Source organism: Candidatus Aquicultor sp. (genome assembly GCF_054640775.1).
Window position 1 is genome coordinate 1 of sequence record NZ_JBTSLF010000096.1, and the last position, 10,365, is coordinate 10,365.

Annotated in this window: 13 protein-coding genes and 1 pseudogene; 6 read left to right on the forward strand and 8 right to left on the reverse strand. The window is 48.3% G+C overall.

Annotated elements, in window-relative coordinates; translation table 11 throughout:
• Positions 1-46: 46 nt before the first annotated feature.
• Positions 47-244: an SHOCT domain-containing protein gene (locus ACYC56_RS08890; protein WP_461373827.1), complete on the reverse strand. Its 198-nt coding sequence runs from the start codon at positions 242-244 to the stop codon at positions 47-49.
• Between the two features lie 245 nt (positions 245-489).
• Between ACYC56_RS08890 and ACYC56_RS08895 the strand changes: the two genes are divergently transcribed.
• From ACYC56_RS08895 to ACYC56_RS08910, 4 genes are all read left to right on the forward strand, one after another.
• Positions 490-987 carry a c-type cytochrome gene (locus ACYC56_RS08895; protein ID WP_461373828.1) on the forward strand — a complete coding sequence of 166 codons (498 nt, stop codon included), beginning with the start codon at positions 490-492 and terminating at the stop codon, positions 985-987.
• A 13-nt stretch (positions 988-1,000) separates the two neighbouring features.
• Positions 1,001-1,267 carry an SHOCT domain-containing protein gene (locus ACYC56_RS08900; RefSeq protein ID WP_461373829.1) on the forward strand — a complete coding sequence of 89 codons (267 nt, stop codon included), beginning with the start codon at positions 1,001-1,003 and terminating at the stop codon, positions 1,265-1,267.
• Between the two features lie 24 nt (positions 1,268-1,291).
• Positions 1,292-2,323 carry a tagatose 1,6-diphosphate aldolase gene (locus tag ACYC56_RS08905; RefSeq protein ID WP_461373830.1) on the forward strand — a complete coding sequence of 344 codons (1,032 nt, stop codon included), beginning with the start codon at positions 1,292-1,294 and terminating at the stop codon, positions 2,321-2,323.
• A 117-nt stretch (positions 2,324-2,440) separates the two neighbouring features.
• Positions 2,441-2,953: a cytochrome b family protein gene (locus ACYC56_RS08910; protein ID WP_461373831.1), complete on the forward strand. Its 513-nt coding sequence runs from the start codon at positions 2,441-2,443 to the stop codon at positions 2,951-2,953.
• 129 nt (positions 2,954-3,082) lie between these two features.
• Here the strand turns inward: ACYC56_RS08910 and ACYC56_RS08915 are convergent, their stop codons facing one another.
• Positions 3,083-3,289, reverse strand: a complete 207-nt coding sequence (locus ACYC56_RS08915; RefSeq protein WP_461373832.1) for a hypothetical protein — start codon at positions 3,287-3,289, stop codon at positions 3,083-3,085.
• A gap of 252 nt (positions 3,290-3,541) precedes the next feature.
• Here ACYC56_RS08915 and ACYC56_RS08920 point away from each other — a divergent pair, with 252 nt between their 5' ends.
• Together ACYC56_RS08920 and ACYC56_RS08925 are read left to right on the forward strand one after the other, a co-directional pair.
• Positions 3,542-3,811: a type II toxin-antitoxin system Phd/YefM family antitoxin gene (locus tag ACYC56_RS08920; protein ID WP_461373833.1), complete on the forward strand. Its 270-nt coding sequence runs from the start codon at positions 3,542-3,544 to the stop codon at positions 3,809-3,811.
• Positions 3,798-4,049 (forward strand): type II toxin-antitoxin system RelE family toxin, encoded by a 252-nt coding sequence (locus ACYC56_RS08925; RefSeq protein ID WP_461373834.1) that lies wholly within the window; start codon positions 3,798-3,800, stop codon positions 4,047-4,049. Before ACYC56_RS08920 ends, ACYC56_RS08925 begins: the two co-directional genes overlap by 14 nt.
• 195 nt (positions 4,050-4,244) lie before the next feature.
• Here the strand turns inward: ACYC56_RS08925 and ACYC56_RS08930 are convergent, their stop codons facing one another.
• The 6 genes and pseudogenes from ACYC56_RS08930 to ACYC56_RS08955 all read right to left on the reverse strand — a co-directional run.
• The gene (locus tag ACYC56_RS08930) at positions 4,245-4,667 is read right to left on the reverse strand and encodes a heavy-metal-associated domain-containing protein (protein ID WP_461373835.1); all 423 of its coding nucleotides are present in this window, start codon (positions 4,665-4,667) and stop codon (positions 4,245-4,247) included.
• Positions 4,668-4,752: 85 nt separating this feature from the next.
• Positions 4,753-5,211 (reverse strand): hypothetical protein, encoded by a 459-nt coding sequence (locus ACYC56_RS08935; protein WP_461373839.1) that lies wholly within the window; start codon positions 5,209-5,211, stop codon positions 4,753-4,755.
• Positions 5,194-6,144, reverse strand: a pseudogene (locus ACYC56_RS08940) (dihydrolipoyl dehydrogenase family protein); the annotation flags it as partial. The pseudogene ACYC56_RS08940 and the gene ACYC56_RS08935, both read right to left, overlap by 18 nt.
• 172 nt (positions 6,145-6,316) lie before the next feature.
• Positions 6,317-6,526 (reverse strand): hypothetical protein, encoded by a 210-nt coding sequence (locus tag ACYC56_RS08945; protein WP_461373836.1) that lies wholly within the window; start codon positions 6,524-6,526, stop codon positions 6,317-6,319.
• Positions 6,526-9,075, reverse strand: coding sequence for a heavy metal translocating P-type ATPase (locus ACYC56_RS08950; RefSeq protein WP_461373837.1), 2,550 nt, complete (start codon positions 9,073-9,075; stop codon positions 6,526-6,528). The genes ACYC56_RS08945 and ACYC56_RS08950 overlap by 1 nt, the downstream gene beginning before the upstream one ends.
• A gap of 198 nt (positions 9,076-9,273) precedes the next feature.
• Positions 9,274-10,365, reverse strand: a 1,092-nt coding sequence (locus tag ACYC56_RS08955) for a PAS domain-containing protein (protein ID WP_461373838.1), incomplete at its 5' end; no start/stop codon positions are given.

Below are 10,365 nucleotides of genomic sequence, written 5' to 3' on the forward strand. Positions count from 1 at the left end.
AAAGGCGAGCACTAAAGCCCGCCATTAATATAGGTATCGAAGAAGATCAGCTTGCAAGAGTGCGTCTCTTCTCTTCATACTCCTCAGTACTTATTTCGCCTTTTGCATAGCGCTCTTTTAAAGTCTCAAGAGCGGTATTTCTGTTCTCGTAACGGACAGTACCCGTAGTGCCGCTAAGCGCTCTGACAGCGTAGACGATTCCGAATATAACAAGGCCCCAGAATAGAACCATCATAAGCATCATAAAGATACCTCCAAAACCAAATAGGCTTCCCCAGCCCCACATCATGTGAGATCACCTCTTTTCAAACTTCGGTTTACAAAACAATCGCTTGTTGTTATATACCCTCTTATACAAAATGTAAACCTTTTCCATTCCTGAATCAATGACATAAAACCGCTTGATCCAAGCCTTAGTGCTGATAGTTCGTTTACCCGGACAATGAATGGGTATAACCGGATAAACTTAAGAAAAATGGGAGGTTAACTATGAGGTGGCTTTTACCAACCGCAATCATCCTTATTGTCGTTGGCATTCTCGGCCTTGTCGTTTTTAATTACTTTGCATTTATACCGAGCCAGCCCGGTACTGTCAGGACCCCGTTTCGAGGACCTCGCACGCTGGTTCCTTCAGGTAGTTTCTCGAGCAACGGCGAGCAGATATTCTTTACGGGGACAAGCTCGAGGGACACGATAACTGCTACCGGTGGCCCGTTCTGGTTTCAAATGCATGGCGGGGGTTGTGCGAATTGCCACGGCCCCGATGGACGAGGCGGTACAACGGTGATGATGGGTAGATTTACAGCGCCAGATATCACGTATAAGACGTTGATAAAAGAAGGCTTTAATGATGATCTAATTAAGAGGGCTATAACGCGCGGCCAACATGAAACAGGCGGTGCATTAAGCACAAACATGCCCCGCTGGCACATGTCGGACCAGGATTTAAACGACGTTATCGATTATTTAAAAACACTTGCACCTTAAAGGAGGAATCACTATGTTTTGCCCATTCTGCGGTGGAGGTGGCTTTGGAGGCGCCGGGGGATTCGGCGCTATAATTAGCCTCATTTTCACTCTTGTATTACTCGTCGGTGTAGGGTTTTTGATCTGGTGGCTGGTACGGCAATCCAGCATGGGAAGGTATGCACCCCCACCAGGCCAGCCGACAGCTAGCCGTGCACTTGAGATTCTCAACGAACGGTACGCCAAGGGTGAGATCAATAAGGAAGAATACGAGCAAAAGAAACGAGAGTTGATGGGCTAGTTTTTTGTAGTTAAGGAGTCCTTAATGCTATCTATAGGAAAAATTAGGGGATTGCAGCAGATTGCTGATGGTAACGGAATAATAAGGATTGCCGCCATGGACCAGCGCGGCTCCTTGAAGAAAATGCTGGCTAAAGAGAATCCTAATGCGATCACCTATGAAGAGTTAAGGGATGCAAAGCTTATGCTGTGCGAAGTGCTCGCACCCCATGCGAGCGCGGTTCTCTTAGATCCCGAGTATGGGGCCTCAGAAGCGATCGCTACCGGCATTTTACCGGGTGACACCGGCCTTTTAGTAAGCCTAGAAAAGAGCGGGTACACCGGCGATATACATGCAAGGCGCGCAGAAATAATACCCGGATGGTCGGTTGAAAAGATAAAGCGCATGGGTGGTACCGCCGTTAAAATCCTCGTCTATTATAACCCGGATGCCCCAACTGCCGGTCAAATTAGAGACTTTGTGGCGCGAGCGGCGGATGAGTGTGCAATATACGACATCCCGTGCATCGTTGAAACCCTTGTGTATCCCCTAAAAGGCGATGAACACTCGCCTGAGTTTGCTGTCCAAAAAGCGGACCTCGTTTTAAGAACTGCAAGAGATATAACCGCTTTAGGTATTGACTTATATAAGGCCGAATTCCCGGTAGTTCCGAGCCTTGATATGGATGAGAACGAAGCCTTGCAATATTGCCTTGAGCTTACCGAAGAAAGCAAAGTGCCCTGGGTAGTGTTGAGCGCAGGCGTAGATTTTGAGGTATTTACCGGGGTGGTCGAGATCGCCTGCAACGGCGGCGCATCGGGCTTTATAGCGGGTCGTGCTATTTGGAAGGATGCGTTCAAGTACGAATCTAAAGAAGAGCAGCATAAATACTTGGAGACTACTGGTATTGCAAATCTCAAAGAGGTAAGCGACCACGCAGCAAAACTGGCTACACCCTGGTTCAAGCGATATGGCATTGACCTTGAAAAAGAGTCGGGTGTGGGGCCAGATTGGCATAAGACCTATCCCGGCTTTGCCGGACCGGGTATGACCGAGTCAAAGGTGGTTGGTTTATAACTAAGAGAGGGATAAAAACAGGATCAGCGAAACGCAGAAGTTGGCGGGAGATACTTGGCTTAACAGCTTTTGATTACCCCGTGCCATCACACGCGAACACCATATGGTATTCGCTAGGTGGGTGGCCTCCACATCGGCGTATTTGCGAGCCTCTTTATTATACTGGTGGTACTTCACTTCTTGTACATAAGGCGCTTCGGCATCTCTGCAAAGCCATTTGAAGGTCCTGAAGAATACGAGAAAAGTAAAGCAACGGGCCATACTTTTTATGAACATTTAAGGAATCTTACCGGATACGGTTTAATCCTGTTTGCCATCGTTATTGCGCTGGCCTATTTCCTTCCTCCCAAATTACTGAATGCGCCGGTCCCAGAGTTTGAGGTAACCAAACCCCCGTGGCCGTTTTTGGCATTTGTCCCGCTTGAGGGGATCTTTGGGGTTGGCGCTTTACTGATCGGCTCGATTGCAATTCTGATCGGTTTAATCCTCATTCCAGTAATAGGAAGTCTCATCCAAGAAGACAGAACGCGTTTCACGGTGATTAATAGGCTCCTCACTATCGGAATAATTTTCTGGCTCATGCTTACGCTTATCGCCTACTTAACACCGATAGTGAGGCATTTGGAGTAATCGAGGTATTGTATGCATAATCGATTTATAGCTCAATACTTGTTTCTTATAGTGTTTCTGATAGTTTTAGTCGTTGGCCTGTCTTTCGTTTGGCTGCCGATGTCGCCTAAGCACACCAACAGCTACACGCTAGCTGTAGCTGACGAAGGAAAAACAGACAACCGAAACGCCGGGCAATACGTCGATCGGCGAGCCGATCAAAATAAACGTGGCCCATCCCACCTGGCTGAAGGTAACTGCCTTACTTCTAGGGCTGGTAAGCTTGGTAAGTGGTGTATTATTGCTTAGAGGACCCCGGTAATTTACTCCCTCAGCGAGCCCTGTAATTTTCGCCAAATCTTTGGCAGCGGAATTGAGGCACTGGTAGAAGGAAGAAATATAAAACAATTCTCTAATCAGTCACCTGGTAGTTTCTAGTGAAATACGCCCTGAGGTCAGAGGTTTGGTGTCGGAGCTGAAGAATCTCGACATAAAGCAGGTAACGTTACTTACGGGTGATTGAGGGTCGGTGGCGGCTCACATAGCGAATAATTTATTGATAATATTCCACATATACTGTAACATTTATTGTACAAAAGGAGGGTTAAAATGGCCGTAAAAATACTACCCGCTAGTGAAATTAGAGAGCAACTTTCAAAAGTTTTGAAAAGTCTATCTGAGGAAAAGGAACCTGTCTTTATCACCCAGTATGGAAAAGCAAAGGCAGTCTTGATGGATATTGATCGTTATAACGATCTAATGCAACTTCTTGAAGACCTTGAGGACATTAGAGACTTTCGTCTTGCTGAAGGAGAAGCAGCGCGAGATTTCGAAGAATTCATGACCGAACTCGAGGGCCGCTCAGGTGTATCGGCTTAAAATAAAAGAGCGCGCACAGAAAGATTTAATAAAACTTGCTCCAGTCTATCGAAGCAAGATTGCCACCGTAATAAGGGAACTTGCCAATAATCCTGGACCTCAAGGTTCTGTTAAGCTTACAAATCAAGAAGAGTGGCGGATTCGCCAAGGTGATTATCGAATTCTTTACATCATTGATGATAATTCCCAGGAAATAATGATTGTTAGAATTAGGCATCGTCGTGAAGCTTATCGTTGAGAAATCAGGTGCCATCTATGAAAAAACGTTGCCTAGCTTAAGTGCCCATGGGCAATTCTATTCTTGATTGCAGCGGTTTTTCTTATAAACTATCGTGAACCCGGATACGCTTTTATGGTTCACCATCCATAACTTTTAGCAATATTTTTTGTTGCAGATGCCTGGGCTGGCATCGTCTTTGCGTTTATGGGAAAGTTAATTGTTGGCTGTGCCGGGACCATTTGGATTTTGAAGTATGACGGCTTCATGTTGAACAGCGGCAAATGCTTCGAGAATCTTGTTTTCATTAACCTTAGACGAATCATACTGAACAGTTACTATCTTTTTGGCCAAATCTATAGTGAGTTCACCCACTGCATTTAACTTGTTAAGGCTTCCGGCAATCTCATTTGCACAATTAGCATCAGCCAATTCTTTTGGTTGGATGTTTACAACTTTTGCTGTTGAAAGGTTGATATCTTGCAGTTTGCCCGACATAACTTGGCTTTGTTGCTGTTCGCCTTCGTGGTTGTGCTCTTCTGGTGCCTGCGGTGGATTTTGCATGAAAGCGATGGCGACCAAGATACCGACAAAACCCACAAACAGGGATGTAACCAACGTTTTGTTTTTCCGAGCCAAACATATCACTCCTAAACAAACTACTACTTATTTTAGTAAATATTGGATTTATTCGATATACCTATAGGGGTATAATCTCGGATAATTACCCGCAGCACGCCTCAAAGTGCCCTTTCTCGTGCGAGACAGCAGCGCCGGCCACCGCTTCGGAAAACGTGGGATGGATGTAGATGGTATCGGCAATATCATCTACCGTAAGGTTGCCCTTCATAGCAATAGCAACCTCTAGGATTAACTCTGCCGCACTGTGGCCGATTATGTGCCCACCAATAACTCGGCTGTCGCTATTATCCACGACAAGCTTTGCAAAGCCTTCAGTTTCGCCATTTACAACGGCTGCTCCAACGGTAGCAAAATCAAGCCAGGCAAGAGAGTAATCTATGCCTTTTTCTTTAGCTTCCTCTTCGGTGAGCCCAACGCTTCCGATCTCCGGGCGGGAAAAGACCGCATACGGCACAATACGGTAATCGATCTTTCGGCTATTACCAGAGACAGCGCTTTGAGCGGCAACTCTAGCCTCATACGAGGCAACGGGGGTTAGCATGTATCCTCCTGTGACATCACCTGCGGCATAGATGTGCTCTATGTTTGTTTGCATAAACTCGTTAACTTTGATGCCCTTCTTTGAGTAAAGAATCCCTGCTGCGTCCAGGTTTAATGTATCAAACGAGGGAGTACGTCCAGTGGCATTTAGAACAACATCAGCGGTAAATCGCTTCTCTTCACCAGCTATCGTTGCTGCAATAACTCTTTTGCTATCTTGTGCCTCGATACCGGCAACACCTGCCCCTGTATAGACATCCATACCTTGACGGATAAACGAGTCTTTTATGGCGTTCGATATCTCGCCATCTGCCGTTGATAAGAGGCGGTCTTTGGCTTCAAGGATAGTTACCTTGACTCCTGCCAGGTGAAAAACATGGGCAAACTCAAGGGCGATAAAGCCGCCGCCAATGATGAGCATCGACGTGGGAAGCTCTTTCATCTCAAGGGCGCCGTCGCTTGTTATGGCGTACTCAATTCCGGGAATTGGCGGCATACTTGGTTTAGAGCCGGTTGCGATGATGATCTTTCTAGGACGGGCTCGCTCACCGCCTATGGTAACCTCATTGGGTGAGACAAAGACAACTGGTTCTTTGTAGTAGTCAATGCCCCGCCTTTTGAGATCTGCCGCTTTGTCTCCCTCGGCGTTCTTAGTTGCATACTGCTTGCGCTCAATCACACGCGGCCAATCAAGGCGAACCCCATCTTTGACAACAACGCCAAACTCAGAAGCACGTTTAACGGTAGAAAAAACATCCAAAGACCTTACCAAGGACTTTTTTGGGATGCATCCCCGCCAAAGTCATGTGCCGCCAAGCTCACCTGGATCGGCAAGTGCAACTGATACACCGTAGTCGCGAGCAGCTTTTGCGGCCGCACTCCCCGCCATGCCGCCGCCGATAACAAGGACATCAAATTCCGCCATATTATCCATCCCCTGGTTTTAGTTTTGGATAGTTCGTACCCATTTTGAGGTTAGGAGGCGGGATTCTTTGGTTAATTTGTAATAATTTCGGCTCTATCTCCACATAAAACAAAGAGCGGAGTCTTCCCCGCCCCCTGTTTTAAGTAGTTAACATTCGTATTGACGCACTCGCCGCGCCGACTTACTTCTCGTACCTCTTCTTAATATACGGAATCACGATGGGCATGGTTATTATCAAGGCCAATACGAACACCCAGATAGACCCACCCCACCGGGCAACCGGTGGATAATCCTCCCCGGTCAAGTACGTCGCGACAACAAAGATTGCCGAAAAGCCTAGAGATAGAGCGGTGTAGACGAGCGCGCTCACGCGAGCAATCTTATTATTCATCACACTCGCACCTCCTCACGACGCATGGACGGTATCAATCTCTTCAAAAGCAGCGTATTTAATGTTACCGAAACCGAACTCATGGCCATGAAAAACGCAGCCAACTCGGGGCTTACCAGAAAGCCAACGAACGGATAGAGGATTCCGGCCCCGATAGGAATGCCCAAGGTGTTATACACAAACGACCAGAATAGATTCTGCTTAACCTTGCGCATTGTCGCACGGCCTATCTCAATAGCCGACACCACGTCCCTTATATCATCTTTGATGAGGACGATGTCACCGGTTTCCTTGGCCACATCGGTTCCACTGCCGATGGCGATACCCACGTTCGCCTGGGCGAGGGCTGGTGCATCATTGATGCCGTCGCCGACCATCGCCACGTTTAGCCCTTGCCCCTGAAGCTTCTTAACCTCGCTTGCTTTATCCTGGGGTAGCACTTCAGCAAGGACCGTATCGATGCCCACCTGGCGCGCAATCGCGCTGGCGGTTCGCTGGTTGTCGCCGGTAATCATAGCCACCTGGATGCCCAGTGCCTTAAGCCTTGCCACGGCCACTTTGGAGTTTTCCTTCAATGTATCCGCGACGGCGATGACGCCTGCAGGTATATCATCGATTGCCAGCAACATCGCGGTTTTGCCATCGTTCTCAAGTCTCTCTGCCTCTGCCAACAAGTCGCCGAATTCGACACCGCGATCCGCCATCAGACGACGATTACCGAGAAGAAGCTCTTTCTCTGCCACCTTGACCTCGATTCCATGGCCAACGATAGCATTAAAGGCATCAACATCTATTAATTCTAACCCTTCATCCTTAGCACCTCTGACGATGGCCTCGCCCAGAGGATGCTCGGAGTTTTTCTCGGCCATAGCTGCAAGCCGCAGTACTTCACTACGATCAAATCCCGGGGCTACCACAACATCGGTCAAGGACGGTTCCCTTTTGGTGAGCGTACCCGTCTTGTCAAAGACAATCGCCTGGAGTTTGGAGGTAGCCTCCACGGAGTCGGCCCCTTTAAACAGGATGCCGTGCTCTGCGCCCTTGCCGGTTCCCGCCATCATGGCGCTCGGCGTCGCCAGACCCAAAGCGCACGGGCACGAGATAATCAAGGTCGTAACACTTAGAAGCAACGAGAACCCAAAACCCCCGATGCTCCCCAGCGAGTACGGTGAAAGAACGAACCGACTTCCTGAGGTAAAGAAAAGGTCGTACCCCATAAAGAACCAGAAAGTAAACACCACCAGCGCCAAAACATGAACGCCAGCGATGAAGTGACCGGCCACGAAATCGGCCAGCTTCTGGATGGGTGCCTTCGAGGCTTGAGCATCTTCCACCAGTTTGATGATCTGAGAAAGTGCGGTATCCATCCCAACTTTGGTGGCCCGGAACTTAAACGCCCCGGTTTTATTAATGGTTGCCCCGATAACCTGATCGCCCACCTTCTTTTCAACCGGCATGCTCTCGCCGGTGATCATGGACTCGTCAACCGCAGAATACCCATCGATGATCTCACCATCAACTGGTACGCTCTCACCCGGCTTGACCAGCACAACATCACCAATCACCACGTCGTCTGCAGCGATCTCCATCTCTTGGTCGCCCCTGATCACGCGAGCCGTCTTTGCCTGCAGGCTCATCAGCTTACGAATCGCTTCTGATGCGCGACCTCGGGTGAGCGCCTCAAGGTAGCGGCCTAAAACGACAAAGGCGGTAAGCAATGCCGCGGATTCAAAGAACGTCGCCCCTTTACCACCAAACCCGGCATCCGGCCAGAGCGTATTAATGGTTGCAATCAAATATGCCGCCCCAATACCGGTAGCATACAGCAAGTTCATGTCGGTGGCCCCACGGCGCAGGCCGTTAATGCTGTTGACGAAGAACTGCCAGCCCGGAATGAATACCACCGGGGTTGTGAGCGCCCACATGAGATAGGTATTATGCAGCCACATGGGCACAATATCCTTAAAAATCCAGTAGGGCTGGAACATCCCCAGCATGACGATGAGTGAAAGCGGCCACGCGATCCACATGTTGCGCTTCTGCCGCTTCAATTCCTTCTCGCGGGCTTCCTTCTCGCGGTCTAACGCGGCGTGGCCCTGAAGTCGCTCGGTCGCTTCGTAGCCGAGGTCGCCAATAACCTTCTTGATCTCGGCTTTGGTCGTCGTACCGGGAGAAAACTCCACATTCACACTTTCCGCCTGCAGGTTTACCACCAAGTCGGTGACCCCAGTCAAACCGCCAACCACCTTTTCTACTTTGGCCACACACGATGCACAACTCATGCCGCTTACGTGAAGCATCGCCTCCTCGTGCACGACCTCGTAACCAAGGTCGTGCACGGCTTTAACCATATCCGGTATCCCGATCTTGTCCGGGTCATATTCCACATAGGCTTTGTGGGCCAGAAGGTTTACCTTAGCATCGATTATGCCATTGAGGTTTCGCAATGCTTTTTCGACTTTTGCAACACAGGAAGCACACGACATGCCCTCTACGGGCAAAACAGCCTGTATCGACGATGTTTGTGCTGCTGTAGCAGATCTTGCCATACCTACTCCTCCCTTCGACCCTGTGTAAGAGTTGTAAGGCCGTAAAAATGAATTACCATATCCCCTTAGCTATATGATAATCTTATTGTTAATAACAATTTTATCGTAATATTTCCGCTGTACATTAGAGGGGCTAGGCTAGGTAATAGTTTGCCTAATTACCGGCAAATTCGATCAGCCGGGTGACGGAATCGAAACTCAAGCATGATGCTTGAGTTTCTTCTTTTGCACAGCACGCTTGCGCTCGGTAATATCGTAGAAGGCCGTCACAGAAGCAACGACCCTGCCGTTCTCTATAATAGGAGTAGAAACGTAAGAAACCGGTAGCAACCGGCCGTCCTTGCGAGTGAAAACATCGTCGTCTGAATGATAGGTTTTGCCGGTTTCGATAACATTTAGTATTGGGCAATCTTTGGCAAGTATCAGGCTTTCATCTGACCTTTGGTAGTGTATTATCGGATGGACATCCTTGCCAAGCAATTCAGATTCGGTAAAGCCTAAGAGCCGCTCAGCCTCACGATTCATAAAAGTGAGCCGGCCATCCCCGTTTAGCACGAAGACTCCCTCGCCCAACGCCGAAGTAATATCAAGCAACTTCTTTTCGCTTGCTTTTAATGCTTCCTCAGTGTGCTTGCGCAGGGTAACATCATCAAAGTAGCCTGAAAGCCCATTTTTATAAGGGTAGACATGAACTTCAAACCAATTGTTTAGCGGAGGGTAGAACTCTTCAAAAGATAGCGGTAGCATTTCTTCTTTTGCTCTTTTAAACTCTTTATAAAACCTGGTGCCCACTACTTCTGGAAATGCGTCCCACATGCTCTTAAAAAGGATCTCTTCTTTTCTTTTCCCTAGAAGCTGCTCGGCTTTGTGATTTACGTAGGTAAAGCGCCAGTCGTTGTCGACCGCGAAAAACCCATCGGTTATGCTCTCAAGTATATCGAGAACTTGCCTTCTTGATTCTCTAATATCTTCTGCTGCCTGTTTTTCAACTGTGATGTCATGGCCGATACTTGCCGTGCCAAGAATTTTGCCCCGAGAATCACGTAAAAGCACATTGGTAAAGGATACGGTGCGCCTCTCATCCCAACTGGTTACAATGTCGTTCTCGTAATGCGGTAGTATCTCACCTTTGGCAATTGACTCGAAGAAGAAGCGCCTAGTTTGATCCCGCTGCTCACGCGGTATAAATGTATCGAACCAGTCTTTGCCGATAACCTCGTCTTTATCCCAACCTGTAAGGTTAAGAAGGAAGTCATTTACAAACGTTATTCTGCCCTGGATGTCTAAGCT

Coding starts and splice junctions, on each gene's coding strand:
- ACYC56_RS08890 (WP_461373827.1), bottom strand. CDS start 244: ATGATGCTTATGATGGTTCTATTCTGGGGCCTTGTTATATTCGGAATC.
- ACYC56_RS08895 (WP_461373828.1), top strand. CDS start 490: ATGAGGTGGCTTTTACCAACCGCAATCATCCTTATTGTCGTTGGCATT.
- ACYC56_RS08900 (WP_461373829.1), top strand. CDS start 1,001: ATGTTTTGCCCATTCTGCGGTGGAGGTGGCTTTGGAGGCGCCGGGGGA.
- ACYC56_RS08905 (WP_461373830.1), top strand. CDS start 1,292: ATGCTATCTATAGGAAAAATTAGGGGATTGCAGCAGATTGCTGATGGT.
- ACYC56_RS08920 (WP_461373833.1), top strand. CDS start 3,542: ATGGCCGTAAAAATACTACCCGCTAGTGAAATTAGAGAGCAACTTTCA.
- ACYC56_RS08935 (WP_461373839.1), bottom strand. CDS start 5,211: ATGCTAACCCCCGTTGCCTCGTATGAGGCTAGAGTTGCCGCTCAAAGC.
- ACYC56_RS08945 (WP_461373836.1), bottom strand. CDS start 6,526: ATGAATAATAAGATTGCTCGCGTGAGCGCGCTCGTCTACACCGCTCTA.
- ACYC56_RS08950 (WP_461373837.1), bottom strand. CDS start 9,075: ATGGCAAGATCTGCTACAGCAGCACAAACATCGTCGATACAGGCTGTT.